The organism is Halomonas sp. Ps84H-12 (assembly GCF_024124725.1).
Classification (GTDB): Bacteria; Pseudomonadota; Gammaproteobacteria; order Pseudomonadales; family Halomonadaceae; genus Vreelandella; species Vreelandella aquamarina.
Genome location: NZ_JAMXSJ010000013.1, coordinates 49473 through 74046 on the forward strand (window position 1 = coordinate 49473; position 24574 = coordinate 74046).

Consider the following 24574-nt stretch of genomic DNA (forward strand, 5'->3'; position numbering starts at 1 on the left):
TGCGTTGTTTTTGTATTAGTGAACGTATGTGCGACTGGCGCTGGCCAGAACAAGCTGCTTAATGCGTGATTAATCCCCACGGCGCTCCCCATCCTAGCCCCGCTCGTGTAGCCGTTTTGGGGTGGTATTCACACCCTACCCAACCGCGATACCCCAGCGCGCTTAAGCGTTCAAAAATAGCGGGGTAATGCACTTCGCCCACATTAGGCTCGTTACGATCAGGCACGCCGGCGATTTGAATATGGCCAATAGCGTTAAACTGACGCTCTAGGTGACGAATTAAGTCACCATCCATGATTTGGCAGTGGTACAGGTCAAACTGAAGTTTGAGGTTTTTGGCGCCCACCTCGTCAAGCACAGCCATGGCCTGCGTTTGGCGGGAAAGAAAAAAGCCGGGCATATCACGGGTATTTATCGGCTCAATCAGGACATCTTTGCCTACTTTTGCCGCCTCGTTCGCCGCAAAACGTAGGTTACTAATATAGGTGGTGTGATGCTCTGCTTGGATCGCGGCATCCGCGTTGTCAGGCAAAAGCCCTGCCATGGCATGAACCCGCGGGCAGTTAAGGGCCTCGGCATAGCTCAGCGCTGCGGTGACCGAATCACGAAACTCCGATTCCCGCCCTGGTAGGCTGGCAAGACCACGCTCCCCGGCTTCCCAATCCCCCGGCGGCAGATTAAACAGTACCTGCTCCAACTGGGCCTCTTTCAACGCGTGCTGCAAGTCACTCGCAGCAAACGCATAGGGGAATAGATACTCCACCCCTTTAAAGCCGGCCTCTGCAGCAGCGGCAAAGCGGTCGATAAAGGCGTGTTCGTTAAACAGCATGCTGAGGTTGGCGGCTAATCGAATCATGGGGCGCTCTTGTCGTTATGGGCGTTATTAAGTGCTTTGTTCAGTGCGTCGCTAGTCGCGTGGAAAACGCGCTTCCAGTTCGGCGACCTGCTCTGGCGTCAGCCCTCGCGGGTTCTCGCCCCGCAGCAGCAGGTAAAGCTTGGCGGTCTCTTCCAGCTCTTCGGTGGCATACACCGCCGCTTCTAGATTTTTGCCTGCTACCACTGGGCCGTGGTTGGCCAGCAGTACCGCGCTATGCTTGCCCGCCAGGCCCCGCACTGCTTCACCCAGCTGGGGGTCGCCAGGAATGTGATAAGGCACCAGCGGTAACTTGCCCACCCGCATGACGTAGTAGGCAGTGAGTGGCGGAATACAGTCGCAGGGGTCTACCCCCGGCAAACACGACACCGCCACCGAATGAGTGGAGTGAAGATGCACAATGGCACCGGACTGCGGGCGCTCGGCGTACATAGCCATGTGTAAAAACTGCTCTTTGGTAGGTTTATCGCCACTGAGCAGTTGGCCGTGCGGGTCCAGATGGGCAATACGCGCGGGGTCCAGCCGCCCTAGGCAGGCGTTGGTGGGCGTCATCAGCCAGCCGCCATCGTCTAACCGCACGCTGATGTTGCCGCTGGAGCCCATGGTCAGGCCACGGTCGAACAGCGATTTGCCGAGCGTACTGATCTGCTCACGAAGACTGTTATGGTCATGGTGACGCAGGTGCACGCTCATGCCAGCACCTCAAACGCACGGGTAAAGAAATCCACGCCGCCAAAGTTGCCGGACTTGAGCGCCAGCGACAACGGCGCATCATGCCCAGGCAGAGGAGCTTGGGTCCAGGGCACGCCGGGGTCGATCTGCTCACCGATGCGCAGGGTCGTCACGCCTAACGCGGAGACCACTGCACCGGAGGTTTCGCCGCCCGCTACCAATAACCGGCCCACGCCTTCCTGCACTAACGTTACCGCCAACTGGCTTAATGCCTCTTCAACAAGGTGCCCTGCTCGCTCCACGCCGAGCGAGGCTTGCGCGTTTTTCACTTTTTCTGGATCGGCGGAGGCGTAAATTAATACCGGCGCGTTGTCGGATAGCCGCTGCCGCGCAAACGCAAGCGCCTGCTGGTGTTGCTGCTCGCCCTCTGCCAGCGCCAGCGGGTCAAGCGCGAAACCGCCGTCAGGATGCTTGGCCACGAAATCCGCCACTTGCGCTAGCGTGGCCCGTGAACAGCTACCTGACAGCACCAAAGCCCCGCCAGTAGCAGGCGCTAAACGCCCTGGTTCTGCAATGTCTTCCAGCCAACCCAGTGCGCGGTACTGAGCGGGCAGCGCTTGCCCCAGGCCAGAGCCGCCGGTGACAAGCGCCATTGTCGCCGTGGCCTCGGACAGCACGTCCAAATCCTGCTCATCCAAGCTATCGCAGATCACATGGCGTACGCCTTGCTCGGCGAGCGTCGACAGATGAGAGCGGGTTGCCTCTGTCCCTTTGGCGAGTACGGCCCGGTTGGCCAAGCCCACCGGGTGTGGCGTTTGGCGGGAGAGCACACGGACCAAATCAGCATCCTGCATGGGGTTGAGCGGGTGGTGCTGCATGCCGCTGTCGTTCAGCAAACGGTCACCAACAAACAGGTGGCCTTGGTACACCGTGCGGCCATTAATGGGAAACGCAGGTACCATCACCGTTTGATGGGCATGAAGCCGTTCCAGCAAGGCATCGGCCACGGGGCCAATGTTGCCTTCGTCAGTGGAATCAAAGGTGGAACAGTACTTAAAGAACAGCTGGAGAGCGCCCTGCTCGCGTAGCCACTCAAGTGCTGCCAGAGAATCGGTCACGGCGTCTTGCACTGGGCAGGAGCGGGACTTGAGCGCGACAACGACCGCATCGACATCGTGCAAGTCCACCGCTTCTTGCGGCACGCCAATCACCTGTAGGCAGCGCATGCCGCCACGCACCAAGTTATTGGCGAGATCAGTGGCTCCGGTAAAGTCGTCGGCGATAGCGCCCAACACGATTCCCTGATGGCTCATTACTTCACTCCCTCGGCATCGTTGGCCGCTTCTGGCAACGCAATGCCCGATAAGCGCTGATAAACCTTAATCACCGCTGAGTCATCTTCCCGCCCAAAGCCTGCGCCGCTGGCCGCAGTAAATTGCTGCAACGCGCTGGCAGCCACCGGTGTTGCGAGTGAAAGCTCGCGACCTGTTTGATGAACAATATTGAGGTCTTTGACGAAGATATCGACCGCTGACAGCGGCGTGTAATCACCGCTCAAGATATGCGGCACGCGATTCTCAAACATCCAGGAGTTACCCGCCGAATGGGTAATCACCTCATAAATCACCTCGGGGTCGAGTCCCATACGAATACCCAGCGCCATCGCCTCGGCCGCAGTGGCAATATGCACGCCCGCCAGCAGTTGATTCACCAGCTTCATACTGGAACCTACCCCTGGTGTATCGCCTAAGCGATACACTTTGGCCGCCATGGCATCTAATACCCGCTGCGCTTTGTTGAACACTTCCGGCTGACCAGAGGCCATTACCGATAAATCACCGCTTTTAGCCTTGGCAGCGCCACCGCTAATGGGCGCATCCAGCATCCACAACCCCGCCGCAGAAAGGCGCTCGCCTAGCTGCTTAGCTTGGCTGGGTGCCACGGTGGCGCATTGCAAGATCACGCTACCCGGCGCTAGGTGGGCAACCACGCCCTGTGCCCCGAAAAGCACCTCTTCAGCCTGTTGGCCATTCACAACAATCACCAACACAACGTCACAGTGGGCGAGCTCGGCGGGCGTTGCGACACTATTACCGCCAGCAGCGCTGAATACTTCGCGTGCACCGCTGGCAATGTCACAGCCGGTGACCTGAAAACCTTTGCTCAGTAGCGCAGTGGCAGTGCCCATACCCATGGCGCCTAAGCCAATCACGCCGACTTGCTGGGATTGCTGTTGATCTTGACTCACCTGCCGCTACCTCACTGTTGTTTTTAGCAGCCACGTTTAGCAAAGCTGCTCGAAGCTTTTATCATTGAATGGTAGCGCTGCCATGATAGCGCTACCATTCCTTTTAGATTATTCTTTTCGTCATCACAAGCTGAACAATAGGGGCGTTCGACCAATGTCTAGAGACTTTTCGCATGCTGCTAAGCAGCGTCGTCGCTCAGATCAAGTGACGCTCAGCCAAGTGGCTGAAGCTGCGGGCGTCTCACCGATCACTGCTTCTCGAGCGCTTAATCATCCTGAAAAAGTCAGCGAGCGCACGCGTAATAGCGTACTGAAAGCGGTTGAGCAGCTAGGCTATGTGCCCAACCTCGTGGCGGGCAGCCTCGCCTCTTCGCGCTCTAAACTGATTGCCGTCATCGTGCCTTCTCTGATCAACACGGTATTTGTTGAAGTTATCAAAGGCCTTCAAGAGACCTTAGAGGCAGAGGGGTATCAAATACTGCTGGGCAACACCGACTACGATCTAGACCGCGAATATCAGTTAGTGCGCACGTTCTTAGGCTGGTCATGCTCGGCGCTGATTACCGCTGGGCTACGCCATAATCAAGCTTGCCAGACGCTTCTGAACAATTGGGAGCATCCCATTATGGAAGTGATGGAGCTGGGCCAAGGTATGGACTTGAATGTTGGGCTAGACCACGTCGCAGCGGGACGCTGCATGGCGAAACACTTAGTCGATAAAGGCTATCGCCACATCGTTTATGTCGGGGCAAGAATGGCTCAAGACTACCGCGCTGGCATGCGCTATGAAGGTCATCAAGAGATGCTTCAATCAAACAAAATAGAGACACCTTTAATAGAACTCGACACGCTGGGCAGTCTACAAGCAGGTGCGGATAGCTTGACACAGGTGTTGACTCACTACCCCCATACACAGGCCATTCATTTTGCCAACGATGACCTCGCAGCGGGAGCCCTACTAGCCGCGCAACGACAAGGCCTTAGTGTGCCGAATGACATTGCAATTGCAGGATTCAATGGACTGCCACTAGGCCAGCATGTCACTCCTCAGCTCACCACCATTCTCTCACCTAGAGAAGAGATGGGCCGCTTAGCCGCCAAAGAACTTATACGGCGCCTAAGCGGCAAAAACGTCTACCGCCGCCAGCACGACGTGGGGTTTACGCTACAAGTGGGGGGGAGCACTTAAGCATGCAAGGCTTAAGCGGGCAGTGTCTAACAACACTGCCCCTAATCAGTCTTACACCCCCACCGGCCCACCATCACGCTTCTGAATCACCACGGTAGCCGCACGCGGGCGTACTTGACCACTCGCCGCCGCAGTGGCGTCTTGCACCAACGCACTAGCATCAGCTGGCCAATTGCCGGGGTGCTGAATATTAATGAACAACGCGGTTTTATCCGGCGTGGCAAAGATACCAGTAACTTCGCAGCCGTTCGGGCCGACCGCAAAGCGTTTGAGCTGCTGCTGGTTGCTGCTGTTGATCACCGGCCCCGTACCGCGAATATCCTCTAACCCTTGGGGCACCACGGCCAATAGCTGGTCGTTGGTGTGCTCGGTAACGCCTTCATAGCCGTTGTCGGTCTGAATCCAGAGAATGCCTTGGCCGTCTTCACGATCGTCGAACCACAGGCCATCGGGGCTGGCAAACTGGTTCATCTCGTTTAGCCCGGAGTGGTTATCGGCGTCATCGGCAGCTGCGCCAAACACAAACACCTCCCAGGTGAAGGCGTTGGGCAAGCGGCTCTCCCGCCAACGAATCACGTGCCCGGCCTCGTTATTGGCGCGGGGGTTCGCGGCGTTCGCAGGGGCGGTAGCGAAGCCAACGCCCGGCTGGGCAAGCTCGCTTCCGTCGTTGGTGAAGGTGGCATCGCTGCCCTCTTCACTGCGCTGGGTGTTATTGGTGAGCGTTAGATACACCTCACCCGAGGCCGGGTCTACCGTGGCCCACTCGGGGCGGTCCATTGGCGTGGCGCCCAGCAGGTCGGCGGCATCGCAGGTGTTGATGATGATGCCTGCCAAGTCGTTCTCGGCCAGGCTAAGTGCGGCGGCCAGCGTGCGGCCATCCTGGGTCTTGGCGCTCGGTGTGAGTGGCAGCCACTCGCCACTGCCATCAGCATGGAAGCGCGCCACGTAGAGCGTGCCGTTATCCATATATTTACTGCCAATGGCGAGGCGGTCGTACTCTGCGCCGGGGCGGTTGGCATCGGCGGGATCCCAGGCGGCATCAGAGACGTACTTATAGACATACTCGTTACGGGCATCGTGGCCTGAATAGAACACAATGGGCTTGCCTGCTTCCAGTTTACCCAGCCAGCACCCCTCATGGCGAAAACGCCCCAGCGCCGTGCGCTTCACCGCTCGGGCGCCGCTGTAGGGGTCGACTTCTACTTGGTAGCCGAAGGTACGTGCCTCGTTGCGGTAGTCATCTTCGGCACGCTCACCGCGTGGAGTGATGTCAAAGCGCGCAAACTCACCGTTCTGCTCGGTGGCGTCGCCCGCTGAGGTATCCCAGCCATAGCGGCTTTTATCCGTAGGAATACCGATGCGCGCATCGTCTTGGAAGCGCTCGCCACGGTTGACGAAGATATCGGGCCAGTTCTCTTCACAGGCGATATAGGTGCCCCAGGGCGTCACGCCGTTACCGCAGTTGTTGTTGGTGCCGCGGGTTTGCGTGCCGTCAGGGGAGAACTGGGTTTTTACGTAGTCGCTACCCGCCACGGGGCCGGCGAGATCCATCACCGTGGCGCTGGTGAGGCGGCGGTTATAGGGCGAGTTGGCAACATGAGACCACTGGCCGCTGGCGTCTTTCTCTACTTCGACGATCGTCACGCCATGGGCGTTGATTTCAGTGCGTGACTCGTCCGCTGGGCGCGCGCCCGCTTCGGCATTGGTCGGCCCACCTTGGGGTGCCCATAGCGCTGCTTGGTCGATGTACTCGTTATTTAGCGCCAGCACAAAACGGCGCGAGGCGTTATCCGCATCCAGGGCAAAACCGGCCATGCCGTCGTGGTGCATGCCTACGCTCATCGCTTGGCGCTCGGGCGTCATGGGCTGGTCGGCCTGCCACTCCTGGCCTGCCTGCAGCGGCGTGCCCCAGGGCACTAACACTTGAGCCACGTATCCTTCCGGCACAACGATGGCGTCGGTACGAGAACCACGCACCGCTTCAAACGCGAGGGTTAGTGGCGTCTTCGCCTGTTCGCCTGCGAGTGCTTGAGCCGCACCGCCAAACCCCAGCATAGAAGCCGCCGCCAACCCCAGGCCGCCCCGCATTACGTCGCGCCGGGAGACGTGCTGAGCCAGTACCTCGGCAAATGGCTGGTTATGGCTGTGGTTAAACAAGCGGTGATCTTCGATTTCCTTGCTCATGGAGCCCCTCGTAGTCATGGACATGGTCATAACGGTTTTTTGAAGAGGCTAGTAGCGCAAAATGAAATATGTATGACGGGTAAGCGACTTTTTAATGACGGTTCGATGGCAGGCGCTATATGAATAATGCTGCGGATAAGCTCATCAGCCACCATGCGTCACTACGCTCTCCTTAATTATGCCGATCAATAAGCCTGCATGGCTTTCAACCCAGGCTATCGCTAAGATTCATAGTGAGCCATCAAGCGCTTTCAAGTAGTTGTGTTAAAAATTAATTCCCCAAAGGATGGACTCTATGCGCGATGAAGAGAAATACACCAACACCGAGGAGCAGCTGCTCTATCTTCAAAAGTTACTAGACGAAGAAGATACAGCCGCCTTAAACGAGCTGTTTAATGAGCTCGATATTTTGGCGATTGCGCGCACCCTTGAGTCTTTTCCCGCCAAAACCCGTGATCGATTGTGGGAGTATATTCCGGAGGCACTGCTTGGCGAGGTGCTGGCCGAAGTCGATGAGGACATCCGTGCCGATTACATCGAAGACCTGACCGCCAGCGACGTTGAGCAGATCGTGAAGGGCCTAGACGCCCAGGAAGTCGCCGAAGTTCTCGATGTTGCTGACGAAGAGATCAAAACCACCGTCTACGCCAGTCTAGACCAGGAGATCCGCGCCCAGGTCGAGAACCTCTATACCTATGAAGAGGACATGGTCGGCCGCTACATGGACCCGGAAACGGTCAATGTGAAGCAGGGCGTGTCGCTGGAAGCCGTGCAGCGTTACATCCGTATTCACCACCTGCTGGACGATGACTCTCAGCAGATCATGATCACCGACAAGGACAAGCGCCTGCTGGGCACCCTGACGCTGATCGACTTGGTCAAACAGCCCCAGGAGAGCACCGTGGACGAGTTCATGGACGATGCTCCCTACACGCTCAACGACCAGATGAAAGTCAGCGAAGCCGCCGCCCTGCTGCGCTCCAAGGAGCTGCCCTTCGTGCCGGTGTGTAACAGCGACGGGCTACTGGTAGGCCAGCTGAACGCCGCCGACGTACTGGAAATTACCCAAGACGATGCCGACATGACCTTGAAACACATGTCCGGCGTGAGCGACGAAGAGGAAGTGTTCACCCCGATTTTGCGCAGTGCCAAGAGCCGCGGCATTTGGCTTGGTATCAACCTATTAACCGCCTTTCTAGCCGCCTTTGTGATCGGTCAGTTTGAAGCGGTGCTGGATCAAATTGTAGCGCTCGCTATCCTCATGCCGGTGGTCGCTAGCATGGGCGGGATTGCTGGCAGCCAGACGCTAACGGTGGTCATTCGCGGCTTAGCGCTTGGGCAAATCGCCGGTAACAACAAGCAGTGGCTCTACAACAAAGAGCTGTGGGTGGGCATGCTGAACGGCTTGGTATGGGCGCTGGTGGTCGGCGGTATTTCCTACCTGTGGTTTAGCGACCCGCTCATTACTCTGGTCATCACGCTGGCGATTTTTATCAACATGAGCCTCGCCAATATGTCTGGTGTACTGATCCCCTTGGTACTCAAAAGGCTGCAAATTGACCCTGCTCTATCCGGCGCGGTGATCCTGACCACCGTTACGGATGTCGTTGGCTTTCTATCGTTCTTGGGGCTGGCGACGCTGATTATTTTGTGATCAACGTGATGACAAGGCGCGGCTGCCTTTCTATTCGCCCGCTAACTTTTATCTAATGCTATGCTGTTGTGCCCCGCCACTGCGGGGCTTTTTTATGTCGGTCGCTTTTGAACACTTTGAGAGGCTCCCATGCTCCCCGATTACTCCCTTATCGCCTGGCTGTTGATTATCTTTTCTGTCTACCTCACCGGCGTCTCTAAAGGGGGCTTTGCAGGCGGCTTTGGCACGCTCTCGGTGCCGTTGATGGCGCTGGCGATTAGCCCGACCCAGGCAGCCGGGCTGCTGCTGCCGCTATTGCTGGTGATGGATGCATTTGCCGTCAAAGCGTGGTGGGGTAAGCACGATAGCGCGGAGGTATGGCGCTTTGTGCCGGGGCTGTTTATTGGAGTGACGGTGGGCACTTTGCTGTTTGGCAGCCTGAGCGAGCAGGGCGTGCGGCTGGTGCTGGGCATTCTCTCGGTCGTGTTTGCGGCCTATATGCTGCTCAAGCCCGTGGCGAAAAAACCCATTTCCACCTACTGGGCACTGCCCGCCTCTAGTGTGTGCGGCTTTACCAGCTTCATTGCCCACGCGGGCGCGCCACCGATGAACATGTACCTGATGCCGCGCAAGCTCACGAAAGAGACCTTTATTGCCACCTGTACGGTGACCTACGCGGTGGTAAACACTATCAAACTAGGCCCGTATATGTGGCTAGGCGAAGTCAACATGACCAGCGCCTGGGCCTCGCTGCTGCTTGTGCCCGTTGCTTGGATCGGGGTGCGTAACGGCCTCTGGCTACAGAGTCGCGTCAATGAAAAGCTGTTTTACCGCTTAGTCATTCTGGCCATGTTCTTAGTGGGGATTAACTTGGTGTGGCAGGCCGTGAGTTAGCCCCCTATTACTGACGTTTTCCACAAGTAGGCGCCCTCCTCCTCTTATCTACGCCCCTTAACAGGCTCGCGAGGAGGATTTGAGTCACCCTGCATACCGTCATGTTATGAGCAACAATGACAACAAAGGTGATCTTATGTTTGCGAAATACTCCGTTGCCCTGGCTACCAGCGCGACACTGAGCATAGGGCTTTCCGCGCAACCTGCTAGCGCCGACACGTTCGTACACTTATTTGAGTGGCAGTGGGAGGATGTTGCCCAGGAGTGCGAAAATTGGCTAGGCCCAAAAGGATTTAAAGCCGTACAGGTCTCGCCCCCACAAGAGCACATTCAGGGTGATGCTTGGTGGACTCGCTACCAGCCGGTCAGCTATCAGCTGGAAAGCCGCAGCGGCTCCAGCGACGCCTTTGCCGATATGGTACAGCGCTGCAATGCAGCGGGGGTCGATGTGTACGCGGATGCGGTGATTAACCATGTGGCCCACGGCAAGGGCCAGGGCATTGCAGGCTCCTCTTATGACAATGAAGCACTGAACTATCCCCATTATCAGCGCGATGACTTCCACGAACCCTGCGGCATCGAACAGAGCGACTATACGCAAAATGCCGAAAGCGTTCGACAATGTCAGTTAGTTGGCTTGCCCGATCTGAACACGAGCGACCCCACTGTGCAGAGCCGTATTGCGGATTACTTGGATACCTTGGCAGCACTGGGTGTGAGAGGTATTCGGATCGATGCAGCCAAGCATATGGCACCCAGCGATATTGAGGAAATTCTGGCGCAGGTAGACGCTCCGCTTTATGCCTTTCAGGAAGTCATTGACCTAGGCGGCGAAGCGATCAGTGCCACGGAGTATCAAGGCACGGCGGATATCACCGAGTTTCGCTACGGCGCGTCTCTTGGTGATATTTTCAACAATCAAGCCCTTGCCAACCTTCAGCAGTTTGGCGAATCGCCTGCCCTGCTGCCGAGCGAACAAGCCGTCGTATTTACCGACAACCACGATAACCAGCGTGGCCACGGTGCGGGCGGCAGCAATATTTTGACGCATCGAGATGACGCGCTTTATCGCTTAGCCAACATGTTTATGCTGGCATGGCCTTATGGTTACCCGAAAGTCATGTCAAGCTACGCTTTTTCTAATAGCGACCAAGGCCCACCGCAAGCCCCCGTCTATCAGCAGGGCGAGGCCCAATGTGGGGAAGCCTGGGTATGCGAACACCGCTGGCCCGAGATTGCCAATATGGTCGCGTTTCGCCAACAAGCCGACGGCGCAGAGGTCACCCACTGGTGGGATAATGGCCATAATCAAATCGCCTTCAGCCGCGAAGCCCAGGGCTTTATTGCGATTAACCGGGAGCAGCAAGCGCTCACCCACACTTTTCAAACCGATATGGCAGATGGCCGCTATCAAAACGTGACGGCTGAAGAGCAATGTATCACGGTGGAGAATGGTCAGCTCACGCTGAATATCCCCGCCATGTCTGCGGCGGCTCTGCACGTCGGTGCTCCTTGCCCAGCCTCATAACTTAGCATATAGCGGGCTCTGCCAGCAGAGCCCTTCAAGGAGACGCTATGGCCCGACTGGCAAACCTGACCATGCAGTTAAATCACCTTAGTAACAGAGGTAGTTGCGGCTGCCCGCCAATCTAAACGCCGCGCTAGCCGTTTAGCCAAGTGCGGGCAAACTCATCGGCGGGCAGCGGTCTTCCAAACCAGTAGCCCTGGGCCTGATTGCAGCCCATCTCAGCCAGCAGCGCCGCTTGCTCGGCACTTTCAACCCCTTCGGCGAGGGTTTTCATTTCTAATGTGTTCGCCATGGCAATAATCGTTTGCACAATCGCTCGGTCGTGATGGTTATCGAGCATATCGCGCACGAAGGAGATATCGATTTTCAGCGCGTCGGCGGCAAAGCGGCGCAGATACGAGAGCGATGAGTAGCCGGTGCCAAAATCATCGATAAACAGTGCGTACCCAGCTTTGCGCATGGCATGAGTAATGATGATGGCTTGATCCGGGTCGCGCATAAAATCGCTTTCCGTCAGTTCCAAGCCAATCGCACTGGGTGAAACGCTGGAGGTAAGCGTCGCAATATGCGCCGTCAGCCGGGGGTCGGCAAACTGCTGCGCGGAGATATTAATCGAAAGCCGTCCCGGCAGCGGCGTGCTCGCCGACTGCCAAGCGCTAAGCTGGCGAGCAGACTCTTCCAGCACCCAGTCGCCGAGTAAACGAATCAGCCCGCGCTCCTCCGCTAGGGGAATAAACTCACCGGGGCTAACCCAGCCCCATTCGGGGTCGTGCCAGCGGCATAGCGCTTCTGCCCCGGTCAGCGTTTGGGTATGTAGATCTACCTGAGGCTGAAAATAGAGCTCAAGCCGCCCTTCTAAAATTGCCCGATGCAGCCGCTCGGTCATCCATTGGCGGCGCTCCAGCGTATGGCGCATGGCCTGGGTGTAGGGGGAGATATTCGTATCACGCTTTTTGGCGTGATGCAGTGCGATGCTAGCCGCGTTGAACAGTTCGCTGACTTTGGCTACATTGCTCGGATAGCGCGCGAAGCCAATGCTGACATCCAGGTTAAGCACGCGGCGATCCAGACGAATAGGCCGCTTCACCAACGCACATAGCTGCTTCACCACCTCATCAAGGCTGGCACGTTCAGTATGGGGGAAAAGGAGCGCGAACTCATCGCCAGAAAGCCGCGCACAGTGCACGCCCGGCAACTCTAAATGGCGTAGCCTTCCTGCCACAGTGGCCAGCAGCTGATCGCCAATTTGATGGCCGTACAGGTCATTAATTTCTTTAAAACGACGCAAATCGAGCAGCAGTAATGCCAGTGGCGACTGCTGCTTTTGGGCCTGCTGGCCCATCTCACGCAGGTGTTCCATAAACTGCACCCGGTTTGGCAAACCGGTAGTGCTGTCGGTATAGGCCAGCTGGTGCATATGGCGGTGGTCGCGGCGTCGCTCTAGCTCCGCCGCAGCACCGTTGGAGAGAATTTGTAGCACCGATGTCGCAAAGGCATTTGTCGTGAGGGGCGCTTGATAAAACACCATCATCACTCCGATGGCTTCGCCTTTTGCGTTATCTAAGCGTCGACCAATCCATGCCTGCGCACTCAGCGTCGCTCCCGGCAGCGTAAACCGCTGGCCGTGATGCACGACGCTCTCTTGCTCTAACACCACCCGTTCGACGGGGGTGTCACGCAAAAGAAAGGTGTGATTTTTACGGATTTGGCCGTCGACCACTAAGCTTACGGTATGGCCTGTGGTCGCAGGTAATAGGCTATTGGGGTGAGTGTGCTCGCTCTGTTGAGACGGCATAGGTTGGTCTAAGAGGGCAATAAAGCCCGCATCGGCTTCTAACAGCGTGGTGAGCGTAGAAATAAGCTGCTGAAAGTAGTCATCCCCTACCCGCGAGGTGACGGTTGAGGCAACTTGCACCACCGCCTGCTGCACCCGTTGTGCCTCTTGCTGGTCGGTCACGTCGGTAATAAAACCTTCCAGGCAGAGCACCTCCCCTGACTCCTTAAAAACGGCTTGCCCTTGCTCCCACATCCAGCGTTCGCTGCCATCTCGGTGTCGAATCCGATAAATCACACGGTAGGGGCGTCGCTGGCAAATGGCCTCCTGTATGTCCAGAAATATCCGTTCCTGATCATCTTTATGGACTAAGCTGGCAAAGCTGGTCACACGGTTCGCTTCCAGCTCATCAGGCCGATAGCCAGTCAGCGCTTCAGCGCCCTTGCTCACTAGCTGCATGGTCCAGTCGTTATCATTCAGGCAGCGGTAAGCCATCCCCGGTAGGTGATTGAGCAAGGTGTTCAGCCGGCGCTCGCTCTCTTTGGCAGCGGCCTCGCTTTTGCGTAGCGCATTTTCCGCTTGGCGACGCCCTAATTCAGCGCCAGCTTGGGCGGCCGCAATACGCAGAATTTCATTTTCCAATCCATCAAACTGTATTGGCTGATTGTGGAGCACTGCCAGCAGACCAATGGCGGTGCCATCTGGGGCGAATAGCGGCAACCCCATATAGCTATCGGCACCGAGCTGGCTTAGGAGATCGTCTTCTGGAAAGCGGGATTGCACATCGCAGGCGTACAGACAGGGCTCATGGCCCACCACGGTTTCGCAGGGCGTGCCCGCAAGAGGGTAGGTAATATTGGCCTGCAAGGCACCGCTTGACCAAACGGCCAAGGTTTCGGCTATATTAGCTTCAGTGACCACGGCGACCAGTGCGTGGTCGACATTGAGTAGACGAGCCAGCTGTTCCACCAGCGTAGCAAAGAAGTTGGGATGGCCACTGCGCCCAAAACCTTCCGCTAGCTGACGAAAAATCTCTGCTTCTTCTTTGCTTGTGTGCATCGTCGCACTCGCTTATGTCGTTGTAGAGCAGGCTAAGCTTTGCCACTGTTTTAACAAAGCACAGCGACGTTTGCACCATAAACAGCTATCTTATGGAAGAACACTGGGGCCATAAACGATATCGGCCACCCCTAACATTATGTTAGAAACATCTATCGATATTATGTTGACTGCCCGCTTCGCTGCACGGCATTTGAGGAGACACTATGACGGGGCCTAATGCCGTCAGCGAAACACTCTACACCTCGCTGACTGACCAGCTGCCCAGCTTTCTTAGCAGCGCGCTGCTTCAGTGTAAGCGGCTGCCTACTCTACCGGCGGTCGCCCTGAACATCTTGGATATCTCTCAGGGCGCTGAGGCTACCTTGAGCGACTATGCCAGTGCCATCGAATATGACCCCGCGTTAACAGCACGGATCATGAGCGTAGCCAATAGCGTCCACTACCTGCGCGCGGCTCAGCCCCCACACACGTGTTTTGATGCCACACAGCGCATAGGGCTAGATGTCACCCTGGCTACCGTATTGAACTTTTGCCTGTTTGAAAACGATCATGGCGCACGCGGTCGCTTACCGTTTTGGCAGCGATCTATCACGGCGGCCGTCGCCGCCAGCTATCTCGCACAGCAGCTTTGTCCTCACCAATCAGGCAGCGTATTCACTACGGCGCTGCTGCAAGATATTGGTATTTTAGCGTTACAAACCGCTTACCCCGGCGACGCAGAGCTACTCTACGGCATCGAGAACACCTCCCATCAACACATCATGCAGGTGGAAAAGCGCCATTTTGGCTGCCACCACGCCCTTGTGGGCGCTTGGTTGCTGGCGAAATGGGGTGCCCATGACAGCTTGATTCACGCCATTCAACACAGTCACGATGGCCTGGATACGGAAGATAACGCGGCACTTTGCCTACGCGTCTCCGGCGCCATCGCGGATGCTTGGTTATCGGCGAACCCTGCCGACGCTTTAGCCGGCGTGATGCGCCAGCTCAACGCGTTAACCCCATCAAGCGAGTGGGCCATATCGGGGCTGTTGGCCCATTTGCAGCAAACGCTTCCACCGCTGATGGAGACACTCGGGCTGGGCATGCCGGTCACCGTTGATAGCGTCGCCCTGCTAAAAGAGGCCCAGCAGCGGCTTTTTGAACACACCTTATCGTTGAGCGCACGCTTAGATGCTCAGCAAAAAGCGCGGGAAACGCTGCTCAACGATTATGCCGAGCTGCAACAGCGCAGCCGGCTCGACCCGCTAACCCAATTAGCGAATCGCGCTTGGCTAGAGGAGCAGTTACGGGAACGCTTCCGCCTTTGCCTCACAACCGAACGAACCATGTCGGTGGTGTTTATCGACCTGGATCATTTTAAGGTGCTGAACGACCGATATGGTCATCAGGCGGGTGATCAGGTGCTGGCTCACTTCGGCAGGATGCTCGCCTCGTTAATTCGCGTGGGCGATCTTGCAGGCCGCTATGGTGGAGAAGAGTTTCTGGTGATTCTTCCCGATGAAGATGCCGAGGGTGCTCGGCGCTTTGCTGAGCGTATTACCCGGCGGCTGCAGGAGCGGCCCATGGCCCGAGTAGACCAAGAGCCGCTTTACGTGTCCGTATCGATTGGCGTGGCCTGCCTCACCGACGGCGGGTTTGGAGATGAACGGGAGCTTATCGACGCCGCCGATCAAAGCATGTACTTCATCAAGCGCTCTGGCCGGGGCGGTGTATCGGTTTATGGCCACTAACCCCGCCGCTTGTCGGCGGGGCGGTGGAGTAAAGGTTTAGCTCGTCATTGCGTAGGGAAGATAGAGCGCAATGCTGGGGAAGATATGCATAAGCGCAATAGCCAGCATCATCAGCAGGAAGAAGGGCAGCGTGGCCTTGGTAATGGTCAGAATATCTTTGCCGGTTAACCCCTGAATCACAAACAGGTTAAATCCAACCGGCGGTGTGATTTGCGACATCTCCACCACAATCACCAAGTAGATACCGAACCAAATCAGGTCAAAGCCTGCCGCGCTGACCACCGGCATGATAATCGCCGTCACCAGTAGGATGAGCGAAATACCATCCAGAAAGCAGCCCATGATGAGTAGCAGCAACGTGAGCGCAATCAGCAGCATGGTGGGCGACAGCCCCATTTCACCAATCGCCTGAGCGAGCTTCATGGGTACCTGGGTAAAGCCCATGGCTGAGGTTAAAAACGACGCCCCGGCAATAATAAAGGCGATCATGCAGGCCGTGCGTACCGCAGCAAACAGCGAATCGGTAAAAATCGCCCGATTAAAGTGGCCGTTGAACCGAGCAATGATCATCGACAGCACCACGCCAACCGCTGCCGCTTCCGTCGGCGATGCCAGCCCGCCGTAAATCGACACGATAATCCCACCGATCAGCAGCAAAATAGGCACTAACGCCCAGGTATTGCGCAGCTTTTCAGCAAAGCTCATATCGGATTCATCAGCGCCGGTCAGGCCGTCACGGTTGCCTTTCAGTAGCGCCCAGAGCACCAAATAGGCCATGAACAGCGCCAAGATCATCAAGCCTGGGCCAATGCCCGCCATAAACAGCCGCGAGATGGATTGCTCAGTAACCACCCCGTAGACGATCAGCACGATCGAGGGTGGAATCAGCAGGCCCAGGGTAGAGGCACTGGCCAGCGTCCCGATAGCCATATTGCTGTCGTAGCCCCGGCGCTCCAGTTCCGGCAGGGTCATTTTGCCCACCGTGGCACAGGTAGCCGCCGACGAACCGCACACCGCCGCAAACATGCCACTGCCAATGATATTGGTATGCAGCAAGCGGCCCGGCAGACGGTTCAACCAGGGTGAAAGTCCACGGAACATATTGTCCGCCAGCCCCGAGCGAAACAGAATCTCGCCCATCCAGATAAACATCGGCAGCGCGGTTAAATCCCAGCCGTAGCTTGCGCCCCAAAAATCGGAGGCCAGAATCGGGCCAGGGTCAAAAGGGCTGAAAAATTGCAGCGCAATCCACGCTGTGCCTATCAAGGCAAAGGCAATCCACACCCCGCTGCCCAGCAGCAGCACCAGGGTAAAAATAGTCGCTAAACTTAGTAGTAGCACGAGGGTATCTCCCGAGTAGCCGCTTAATGCGCTTCGTTATCGTCGATGGAAGTGGCTTCGCGGAAGCTTGACGGGTCGCGTATGGCAATGCGCCCGGCCATCCATAGCGCTTCTAACAGCGCCAAGGCCAGAAGCCCTACCCCAACGGACAGCACCACCTGGGGGATCCACAGGGGAATCGACAAAAAGCCCGACGAAACATCGTTGTACTCTAGGCTTTCCCTCGCCAAACCAATCAGGCCATAGGCCAGTAGTACGCTGATAACCAGCGCAATAATCAGCCCAAACACCTCAAACCACACGCGCACCGCAGAAGGCAGGCGTGAAATCAGTAAGGTCACACGGATATGGGCATGATGAACAAAGGTGTAGGCCAGCCCCAGAAACGTGGCGCCCACTAATAAATAAGATGCCATTTCCGACACGCCAGTAATACTGACACCAAGTCGGCTAAGGCCTACCAGCACTAACAGTGCATCTACTAAACGGAAAGTGACCTGAAGCGCGATCAGCGCACAAATCGCCACCATGCACGCTGCTGCGCCCCAGGCACCGAGGCGGTAGAGTTTGTCGAATTTAAACGTCATGTTCGCAGTCTCACAGAGCGCGTAGGGAAAGGGGCAGCCCTCGGGCTGCCCCAGGCGTTACCGTAGCAACGAAGGGTTAGTTGCCACGCTGGGCGCGGTAGGCTTCCAGTGCCGCTTTGGCTTCGTCATCGGCGCGGGACTGCCAATCGGTGAACAGCTCGTCACCCGCCGCTTGCAGCGCAGCAGCTACCTCAGCGTTGGGTTCGGACACGCTGATGCCGTTCTCTTGCAGCGCCGCGAGGCTCTCGTCATTGTTCTCACGGCTCATCTGCCAGCCTCGCTCTTCGGCACGGGCCGCCGCTTCCATCAGCGCTTCTTGAGTCGCTTCGTCAAGACGATCGAAGCTGCGCTGGCTGATGAAAACGATGTTCTTCGGCAGCCACAGGTTGGCGTCGGTGTAGTCGGTGACGTAGTCCCACGCGGCCATTGAGTTACCGGTGGAGCTTGAAGTAATCATGGCATCTACTCGGCCAGTGCTGAAGGCAGTGGGGATATCCGACTCTTCGGTTTCGGTCGGGCTGCCGCCTAGGTTATCAACGAAGCGCTGGGTGTTGATGTTTGGTGCGCGTACGCGCAGCCCATCAAACTGGGCTGGGTCAGTCAGCGGCTCGGCAGTATAAATGCCCTGAGCAGGCCATGCGACGGCGTAGAGCGGAATCAGCCCCTCATAGGCGAATAGCTCAGTAATCATCGGCTTAGTGGCTTCCCACAGCGCATAGGCATCATCGTAGCTACCGGCCACACCGGGCAGCGTATCGACTTCAAAAATCGGGTCGTCGTTAGAGAGGATCGAGAGGAACACTTCACCGGCATCAATCGTGCCACGACGCACAGACGGTTTGATTTCGCCGTGAGACACCAGCGAACCACCGCTATGGACAGTAATGGTGAGTTCGCCGTCAGTGGCTTCTGCCACATCTTCCGCGAACTGCTTGGTGTTTTGGGTGTGGAAGCTGGCATCCCCGTAGGGCGTGGCCATGGTCCACTCGGCGGCCTGAGCCGTGGCGGCGGCAAGGCTGCACGCCGTGGCAAGAAGCAGGGGGGTCGCAATGCGAGTACGCATAGGTAAAGTCCTCTTATTCATAGGGATGGAGGTGCTGCACAGGGGTGGAGGAGGCGGCGCTAGGGGTCACCCAACGCCCGGTAAAACACGTGTTAGTAATCTCGGTATGCTTTTCAGCGGCATACTCTAGCGCGCACTCCTGCGCCAGGCGGCCAACGCCACGGCAGAAGCGTGGATGATTTGCACTGCGCCAAATAACATCATAGTGCATGGCCGGTAACGGCGTGGGGAGCGCTAAACGATACAACTCCCCACGCCGCCACTCATCCAGCACGGTGGCTACTGGTAGCGCGCCGATACCCAGCCCTTCCGTGGTTAAACGCACAATCGTCATCAGCGTGCTCACACTATGAATACGCGGCTGTTGAACACCTTGGTCGGCTAAATAACGCACTAACTCTTCATACGGACGCGCTAGCTTGCCAAAGGAGATAAACGGCAGCGTTGAATGCCAAGCATCGGGGCGTTTGCTTAACATCTGGGCGTGTCGAGGTGAAACAAACATCCCCATTTCATAGGGGCTGAGCGTCTCATGGTCAATTTGCTCTGAAGGCAGGTAGCCGTTCATGGCTAGCAGAATATCCAGCTCATTGCTGTTCAGCCGCTCGTTCAGCGCCGGGGAGTAATCCACGGTGAGCTCAATAATCAACCGCGGGTAGCGCTCGGTGAGCCGCTGCATAAACGTGGGGAACCAACTGTGAGCAATGGTTTCAATCGTGCCCAGGCGCAGCGGGGCGGAAAAGTCTTCTTCACTATCGAAAAGTTTAAGGGCTTCATCGCGCTGGGCCAGCATACGTTCGGCATGCAGGAAGAACTCCCTACCACGCATAGTAGGCTGAATAGGCCGCGCCGAGCGCTCAAGCAGTAGCTCGCCCACCGTGCTCTCTAAACGCGAGATACGCTCAGATATCGACGGTTGCGTAATGTGTAAACGCACCGCCGCTTTACGAAAAGAGCCAAGTTTCACCGCCCAAACAAAGGCGTCGAGTTCCTTAAAATCCAGCATCGTGCTTAACCAGCCTGTAATGAAGCATTCACGGGAAGCACAGCGTCAAGCGCCTCCACCACGCCACACACCATGGTCTCCCATCGTGAGGCATTGATATGCAAATGTAAGTGAAACATGTCGTGTTGGGCACGGACATGCTGTCGCGGGGCTGGCAACCGCATGTGGTACTCCTCGAAATCACCCTTTCATTGCCATTTTTATTGGTGGCGCAACGGCGCTACATCAGGCGGATAAGGGCATCTCTTTTGTAATCTTTTTTGAGTCGCTTTATTTAGTTGATAATCGTATAGCGCCCTAGCGTCAACTATTTTTCCACTAAATAACAGCATGATAGGAAGCACCGATACTTAATATCGCTAAAAACGATTGGCACTTGTGACGCAGGCTCCATATATTATTTTTGCGCTAACAACACCATAAATAGGCTCATTAATACGTCATCACTATGAGCAAATAGACTGTCTCATTTGGCTAATGAATAGCGATATCAATTACTAACAACACACAACCCGGCAGGAGACGTTATGGCGATTCCGCTGCTTAACTGCGATATGGGCGAAAGTTTCGGCAACTGGTCGATTGGTTTAGACGCTGAGGTCATGCCCCACGTTGACTGTGCCAACATTGCCTGCGGCTACCACGCCTCAGACCCCCATGTGATGCGTAAAACGGTGGCGCTTGCCGTCCAGCACGGCGTCAAGATCGGCGCGCACCCCGGCTACCCGGATTTAATGGGCTTTGGCCGCCGCTCCATGGCCTGCTCTCCGGCCGAAGTAGAAGACATGATGCTCTACCAAATCGGCGCGCTGGCAGGCATTTGCCAAGCGGAAGGCACCGCGCTGAGCTACGTCAAACCCCACGGGGCGATGTACAACGACATGGCTGCCAATCTGGAATTGCTGGAAGGTGCCATGCGGGCCGTGAAGGCATTCGATGCCCGCCTGCCGCTCATGGTGATGGCCACCGCCAACCCAGAGCCGCATCGTCAATTAGCGGAAAAAATGGGCGTGACGCTGTGGTTTGAAACCTTCGCTGACCGCGCTTATGAGACCACTGGGCATCTCGCCTCTCGCCGCCTGCCGGGGGCTGTGCATCACGACCAAGCCACTATCGTCGCCCAAGCCGTCGCCCTGGCAAAAGGTGAAACTCTCACCGCCCGGGATGGCAGCGCCTTACAGCTCCCCTGCGACACGCTCTGTGTGCATGGCGATAACCCCGAATCCGTGGCTGCCGTGCGCGCCATTCGTGAGGCCTTTACGGCGCTGGAGTCCGCGTGAAACTGCGCTTAGAAACGGCGGCGATGGACGCCCTGACGGTGCGCCTGTTCGATGCCATTGATGAAAGCAATATGGCGTGGATCATGGCCGCTGACGAGGTGCTGCGGCGCGCCTTTGATCACGCGCTGATTGATCTCATCCCGTCATACACCACCCTGCTGGTGCATTACGACTGCCAGAAGCTCACTTTTGCCCAGGCCACGACGCTGGTGCGTAGCGCACTGCGCAATCTCACGCCCGCCGATGCCCAAAAGGGCCAGCTCCACGAAATCCCCGTATGGTACGACGAGAGCGTTGGACCGGAGCTGCCCACCGTTGCCAAGCGCGCCGGGCTCAGCGTCGAGGCGTTGATTGAGCGCCACTGCAGTCACGACTACTGCGTGTTTGCACTGGGGTTTGCGCCTGGCTACGGCTTTATGGGCCTGGTGGATGAGGCCATTGCCACGCCGCGTTTAAAAACGCCCCGCCGCCGCGTGGCGGCAGGAAGCGTCGGCATTGCCGACCGGCAAACCGCCATTTACCCCCTGCTTTCGCCGGGCGGCTGGAACATTCTTGGCAGAACAGCCGTGCCGCTTTTCGAGCACGCCAAACGGGGCGAGCCGCTGCTGCGCCCGGGCGATAAAGTGCGCTTTAAGGCGATATCCCAATCAGAATTTGAAGCGGCTGGGGGCGATACGACCCCGCTGGAGGAGCGGTCATGAGCCAACCCATGTTGACCGTTAAGCAAGCCGGACCGCTGGCGATGATTCAAGATGCGGGCCGCTTCGGCGTCGGCCACTTAGGCGTGACTCAGGGCGGCGCCGCCGACTGGATCGCCTTCCGCTGGGCCAACTGGCTGCTGGGCAACCCGCTGGGGAGCGCCGCGCTGGAAATCGTCATGGGCGGCAACCTGACGCTGGTGGCCAATAGCGACGTGCGCCTTGCCCTCACCGGAGCCGACCTTGCCGCCACGCTGGATGGCCAGCCGCTTGCGCCCAACGACAGCTTTATGATGCAAGCGGGCCAAACGCTGGTCTTTCGCCAGCCGAAAAAGGGCCTGCGCGCGTACCTCGCCTTTCCTGGCGGGCTGGATGCGCCCGAGGTGCTAGGCAGCCAAGCCTGCACGGCAAGAGAGCACATCGGCGGCCTGCACGAAGATGGCAAACCGCTTAAAACCGGCGACCAACTCACCTGGAAAGGCAGCAGCGCCACGCCGCGTCAGTTGCCCCAAGGCACTCAGCTTCCTCTGCCTGATGCAGTAGACACCGTGCTGGACATGGTGCTGGGCTCCCAGGCCGCGCACTTTGCCGGGCGCAGCCTGTTTGACGCCTTCAACCAGCCATGGACCGTGGACCAACGCGCCGACCGCATGGGCATTCGACTGACCGGCAAAGCGCTGAACAGCCGCCTGGGCGGTATCGTCTCCGAGGGCATTCCGTTAGGGGCTGTGCAGATTCCTCCCGATGGCCAACCGATCATCCTGATGAACGACCGCCAAACCATCGGTGGCTACCCGCGTTTGGGTGCTTTAACCCCCATGGCCTGCGCCCGCCTCGCCCAGTGCCTGCCGGGCACCAAGGTGCGTTTGCAGCCCATCAGTGCGACGCAGGCGCAGGCGGCCTACAGAGCGCAGTTATTGAAGTGGCAGTAAGGCTAAAAAGCCCCTCATCAGGGGCTTTTATCGCTAGGGTGCCTAATGAGCCGCTTGCTTGGTCGCCGGGTCATTGGCAGTGCGACGCTGCTGTGTACCCAACTCTTCCGCGATGGCGGCAAAGAAAGCATCGGTAGAGTCTTGATGAGGCTTGGTCACAAGACTAACGCCAACAAACAGCACACTCGCGACCACAATGCCCCATACACCGGCAGGCAGGCCCAACAGTGAATTGCCGGTGGCATACATCAGCAGCACAAAGGCGCTGGTACCCACCACGCTGGTCAGTGCACCGGCAGCCGTGCCGCGCTTCCAATAGAAAGCACCGATCAGCGCAGGCACCATAGCCACCAAGCCCGATGAGGCGGCCACCGACAGCACCGCAATCAGGTCAAGCTGCAGCTCTGCGAAGGCCAGCGCCATCAGTGCAATCACCGGCACTACACACTTACCCACCAGCAGTTGTCGCTTTTCACTGACGTTCAGCTTGAGGTTGGCATAGACGTCGCGGGAGACCATGGACGCCAGAGTCAGCATGATCGAGTCGATCGTGGAAACAGCGGCGGCCATAATGCCGATCATCACAATCACGCCTAATACGGGCGGCACAAACTCTGAGGCCAGTAGCGTGGGCGTGGCTAAATCGGCGCGCTCTAGGCTAGGGAAAGCGGCCAGCGCCGAGAAGCCCCACAGCACGGAGACCAGAGTGTAAATAAACCCGAACACCAAAAAGCCAATCAGCATGTGGCGCATCGAGCGCAGCGACGAGGGCATGAAAAGACGCTGGCTGACCTGCGGATTTGAAAGGCTAAAGAAGAACCAGGGAATGGTGAGCCCCAAGAAGGTGACAAAGCTGAATAGTCCTGGGCCAGGTACCGTCAGGGACTGCGGGTGCTCCGTTGCCAGCGTATCGAAGAGCGCACCAAAACCGCCCAGATTTTGAATCACCAGAAAGGCTACCAGGGTAGAGGCCACAATCATCATGATGGCCTGGAGCGAGTCGGTCCACATGACCGAACGAATCCCCGCGATATAGGAGAAGAAAATGGCGATCCCCGTGGCTAGCACGACCCCGGTGGTAAAGGTAATGGCGCCATCAGTAATACCCTGCAACAGGTAGCCGACACCAGCGAGCTGAACGGCGGAATAAGGGATCAGGAAGATACAGCTGGCAATCGACACGGCCATGGCCACCTGCTTGCTATGGTAGCGGTGGCTCAGCATCTCGCTGGGCGTCACGTAGCCAAACTTTTTGCCAACTGCCCAGAATTTAGGGCCGAACACCGCCACCAGCGAGACACCGGCAAAATAGATGATTTCAAAACCGAAGGCACCCACGCCGCCCGCATAAGTCAGGCCAGCCAGGCCCACCATCATAAAGGCGCTATACGTCGTGGCACTGTAGCTCAGCGCCGAGACAAACCCGTTCATTTGGCGGTTACCCAAAAAGTAGCCGGACATGCTTTCTGAACCGCCTTTCGCCGGGCGTTGGCGCGACAGAATAGCAATGCCTATGGCCACTAATAAGTAGATAGCAATGGACCACCAAATGAGCGACTCAGTCATCGCTATGCTCCTTAAAGTCTGTCGTAATAAACACGTTCAGAGCAATGATGGCCACCCCGGCCACGGCCCAAAACAAAAAGCTGCCGTACCATCGCGACACGTCGCTTAACAGCGTGTAAGGCACTAAATAACTTAACAAGACAACGGCCCATACTAGCCATATCCATTTACTGCGTTTCATCGTCGATCTCGTGTTGTTATATCAAAGGGAAAGCATGCGCTACTGTAGCAAAGCTGACGAACCAGCAGTGCCTAGGCACGCTTTCGCCAGCATACGGCTTAACTATGCTGCTTGCCGATGCAGAAATAC

Annotated in this window: 20 protein-coding genes; 8 read left to right on the forward strand and 12 right to left on the reverse strand. The window is 57.2% G+C overall.

The annotated features are described in order from the left end of the window. Window positions 1-58: 58 nt before the first annotated feature. From otnI to ltnD, 4 genes are read right to left on the reverse strand one after another with little or no spacing between them, the layout of a single operon-like run. Entirely contained in the window at window positions 59-856 is a 798-nt protein-coding gene (gene otnI / locus NH344_RS08430; RefSeq protein ID WP_054645050.1) for a 2-oxo-tetronate isomerase, read from the reverse strand. Between the two features lie 51 nt (window positions 857-907). Further along, window positions 908-1567 carry a 3-oxo-tetronate 4-phosphate decarboxylase gene (otnC, locus tag NH344_RS08435; protein ID WP_253027759.1) on the reverse strand — a complete coding sequence of 220 codons (660 nt, stop codon included), beginning with the start codon at window positions 1565-1567 and terminating at the stop codon, window positions 908-910. Next, entirely contained in the window at window positions 1564-2859 is a 1296-nt protein-coding gene (gene otnK, locus NH344_RS08440) for a 3-oxo-tetronate kinase (RefSeq protein WP_253027760.1), read from the reverse strand. Before otnK ends, otnC begins: the two co-directional genes overlap by 4 nt. Continuing rightward, window positions 2859-3794, reverse strand: coding sequence for an L-threonate dehydrogenase (gene ltnD, locus NH344_RS08445; protein WP_287836980.1), 936 nt, complete (start codon window positions 3792-3794; stop codon window positions 2859-2861). Before ltnD ends, otnK begins: the two co-directional genes overlap by 1 nt. 154 nt (window positions 3795-3948) lie before the next feature. On the opposite strand from ltnD, the gene NH344_RS08450 reads away from it, so the two are divergent. Next, window positions 3949-4983 (forward strand): LacI family DNA-binding transcriptional regulator, encoded by a 1035-nt coding sequence (locus NH344_RS08450; RefSeq protein WP_054641031.1) that lies wholly within the window; start codon window positions 3949-3951, stop codon window positions 4981-4983. Between the two features lie 51 nt (window positions 4984-5034). Here NH344_RS08450 and NH344_RS08455 read toward each other — a convergent pair whose 3' ends face one another. After that, complete coding sequence (locus tag NH344_RS08455) at window positions 5035-7167, reverse strand: PhoX family phosphatase (RefSeq protein WP_253027761.1); 2133 nt, start codon at window positions 7165-7167, stop codon at window positions 5035-5037. Window positions 7168-7462: 295 nt separating this feature from the next. Here NH344_RS08455 and mgtE point away from each other — a divergent pair, with 295 nt between their 5' ends. From mgtE to NH344_RS08470, 3 genes are all read left to right on the forward strand, one after another. Continuing rightward, on the forward strand, window positions 7463-8821 hold the full coding sequence (gene mgtE / locus NH344_RS08460; RefSeq protein ID WP_062360799.1) for a magnesium transporter: 1359 nt from the start codon (window positions 7463-7465) through the stop codon (window positions 8819-8821). 129 nt (window positions 8822-8950) lie between these two features. Next, window positions 8951-9694, forward strand: coding sequence for a sulfite exporter TauE/SafE family protein (locus tag NH344_RS08465; protein WP_054641033.1), 744 nt, complete (start codon window positions 8951-8953; stop codon window positions 9692-9694). Window positions 9695-9830: 136 nt separating this feature from the next. Beyond that, entirely contained in the window at window positions 9831-11222 is a 1392-nt protein-coding gene (locus NH344_RS08470; RefSeq protein ID WP_253027762.1) for an alpha-amylase family protein, read from the forward strand. Between the two features lie 133 nt (window positions 11223-11355). Here the strand turns inward: NH344_RS08470 and NH344_RS08475 are convergent, their stop codons facing one another. Then, a complete protein-coding gene (locus NH344_RS08475; RefSeq protein WP_253027763.1) occupies window positions 11356-14055 on the reverse strand; it encodes an EAL domain-containing protein in 2700 nt (899 codons plus the stop codon). A 206-nt stretch (window positions 14056-14261) separates the two neighbouring features. On the opposite strand from NH344_RS08475, the gene NH344_RS08480 reads away from it, so the two are divergent. After that, the gene (locus NH344_RS08480; protein ID WP_253027764.1) at window positions 14262-15791 is read left to right on the forward strand and encodes a GGDEF domain-containing protein; all 1530 of its coding nucleotides are present in this window, start codon (window positions 14262-14264) and stop codon (window positions 15789-15791) included. 36 nt (window positions 15792-15827) lie between these two features. Here NH344_RS08480 and NH344_RS08485 read toward each other — a convergent pair whose 3' ends face one another. The 4 genes from NH344_RS08485 to NH344_RS08500 form a co-directional block, all read right to left on the reverse strand. Beyond that, window positions 15828-17132 carry a TRAP transporter large permease subunit gene (locus NH344_RS08485; protein ID WP_054645047.1) on the reverse strand — a complete coding sequence of 435 codons (1305 nt, stop codon included), beginning with the start codon at window positions 17130-17132 and terminating at the stop codon, window positions 15828-15830. 23 nt (window positions 17133-17155) lie between these two features. Next, the gene (locus NH344_RS08490; RefSeq protein WP_253027765.1) at window positions 17156-17719 is read right to left on the reverse strand and encodes a TRAP transporter small permease; all 564 of its coding nucleotides are present in this window, start codon (window positions 17717-17719) and stop codon (window positions 17156-17158) included. Between the two features lie 76 nt (window positions 17720-17795). Beyond that, entirely contained in the window at window positions 17796-18782 is a 987-nt protein-coding gene (locus tag NH344_RS08495) for a TRAP transporter substrate-binding protein (protein ID WP_253027766.1), read from the reverse strand. A 13-nt stretch (window positions 18783-18795) separates the two neighbouring features. Continuing rightward, window positions 18796-19788 carry a LysR family transcriptional regulator gene (locus NH344_RS08500; RefSeq protein ID WP_062374181.1) on the reverse strand — a complete coding sequence of 331 codons (993 nt, stop codon included), beginning with the start codon at window positions 19786-19788 and terminating at the stop codon, window positions 18796-18798. A 527-nt stretch (window positions 19789-20315) separates the two neighbouring features. Between NH344_RS08500 and NH344_RS08505 the strand changes: the two genes are divergently transcribed. From NH344_RS08505 to NH344_RS08515, 3 genes are read left to right on the forward strand one after another with little or no spacing between them, the layout of a single operon-like run. Further along, window positions 20316-21068, forward strand: coding sequence for a 5-oxoprolinase subunit PxpA (locus NH344_RS08505; protein WP_074211408.1), 753 nt, complete (start codon window positions 20316-20318; stop codon window positions 21066-21068). Continuing rightward, window positions 21065-21769: a 5-oxoprolinase subunit PxpB gene (pxpB, locus tag NH344_RS08510; protein WP_253027767.1), complete on the forward strand. Its 705-nt coding sequence runs from the start codon at window positions 21065-21067 to the stop codon at window positions 21767-21769. Before NH344_RS08505 ends, pxpB begins: the two co-directional genes overlap by 4 nt. After that, window positions 21766-22698 carry a biotin-dependent carboxyltransferase family protein gene (locus NH344_RS08515; protein ID WP_253027768.1) on the forward strand — a complete coding sequence of 311 codons (933 nt, stop codon included), beginning with the start codon at window positions 21766-21768 and terminating at the stop codon, window positions 22696-22698. The genes pxpB and NH344_RS08515 overlap by 4 nt, the downstream gene beginning before the upstream one ends. A gap of 42 nt (window positions 22699-22740) precedes the next feature. Here NH344_RS08515 and NH344_RS08520 read toward each other — a convergent pair whose 3' ends face one another. Both NH344_RS08520 and NH344_RS08525 read right to left on the reverse strand, forming a co-directional pair. Further along, window positions 22741-24264 carry a sodium:solute symporter family protein gene (locus tag NH344_RS08520; protein WP_253027769.1) on the reverse strand — a complete coding sequence of 508 codons (1524 nt, stop codon included), beginning with the start codon at window positions 24262-24264 and terminating at the stop codon, window positions 22741-22743. Further along, window positions 24257-24445: a hypothetical protein gene (locus NH344_RS08525; protein ID WP_054641039.1), complete on the reverse strand. Its 189-nt coding sequence runs from the start codon at window positions 24443-24445 to the stop codon at window positions 24257-24259. Before NH344_RS08525 ends, NH344_RS08520 begins: the two co-directional genes overlap by 8 nt. Between the last annotated feature and the right edge of the window lie 129 nt (window positions 24446-24574).

Bases quoted from the DNA above. Each gene is read 5' to 3' on its own strand.
- NH344_RS08525 (WP_054641039.1), bottom strand. From the start codon at position 24,445: ATGAAACGCAGTAAATGGATATGGCTAGTATGGGCCGTTGTCTTGTTA.
- NH344_RS08505 (WP_074211408.1), top strand. From the start codon at position 20,316: ATGGCGATTCCGCTGCTTAACTGCGATATGGGCGAAAGTTTCGGCAAC.
- NH344_RS08490 (WP_253027765.1), bottom strand. From the start codon at position 17,719: ATGACGTTTAAATTCGACAAACTCTACCGCCTCGGTGCCTGGGGCGCA.
- NH344_RS08495 (WP_253027766.1), bottom strand. From the start codon at position 18,782: ATGCGTACTCGCATTGCGACCCCCCTGCTTCTTGCCACGGCGTGCAGC.
- NH344_RS08465 (WP_054641033.1), top strand. From the start codon at position 8,951: ATGCTCCCCGATTACTCCCTTATCGCCTGGCTGTTGATTATCTTTTCT.
- mgtE (WP_062360799.1), top strand. From the start codon at position 7,463: ATGCGCGATGAAGAGAAATACACCAACACCGAGGAGCAGCTGCTCTAT.
- NH344_RS08475 (WP_253027763.1), bottom strand. From the start codon at position 14,055: ATGCACACAAGCAAAGAAGAAGCAGAGATTTTTCGTCAGCTAGCGGAA.
- NH344_RS08450 (WP_054641031.1), top strand. From the start codon at position 3,949: ATGTCTAGAGACTTTTCGCATGCTGCTAAGCAGCGTCGTCGCTCAGAT.
- otnC (WP_253027759.1), bottom strand. From the start codon at position 1,567: ATGAGCGTGCACCTGCGTCACCATGACCATAACAGTCTTCGTGAGCAG.
- NH344_RS08470 (WP_253027762.1), top strand. From the start codon at position 9,831: ATGTTTGCGAAATACTCCGTTGCCCTGGCTACCAGCGCGACACTGAGC.
- NH344_RS08500 (WP_062374181.1), bottom strand. From the start codon at position 19,788: ATGCTGGATTTTAAGGAACTCGACGCCTTTGTTTGGGCGGTGAAACTT.
- NH344_RS08520 (WP_253027769.1), bottom strand. From the start codon at position 24,264: ATGACTGAGTCGCTCATTTGGTGGTCCATTGCTATCTACTTATTAGTG.
- NH344_RS08480 (WP_253027764.1), top strand. From the start codon at position 14,262: ATGACGGGGCCTAATGCCGTCAGCGAAACACTCTACACCTCGCTGACT.
- NH344_RS08515 (WP_253027768.1), top strand. From the start codon at position 21,766: ATGAGCCAACCCATGTTGACCGTTAAGCAAGCCGGACCGCTGGCGATG.
- NH344_RS08455 (WP_253027761.1), bottom strand. From the start codon at position 7,167: ATGAGCAAGGAAATCGAAGATCACCGCTTGTTTAACCACAGCCATAAC.
- otnK (WP_253027760.1), bottom strand. From the start codon at position 2,859: ATGAGCCATCAGGGAATCGTGTTGGGCGCTATCGCCGACGACTTTACC.
- otnI (WP_054645050.1), bottom strand. From the start codon at position 856: ATGATTCGATTAGCCGCCAACCTCAGCATGCTGTTTAACGAACACGCC.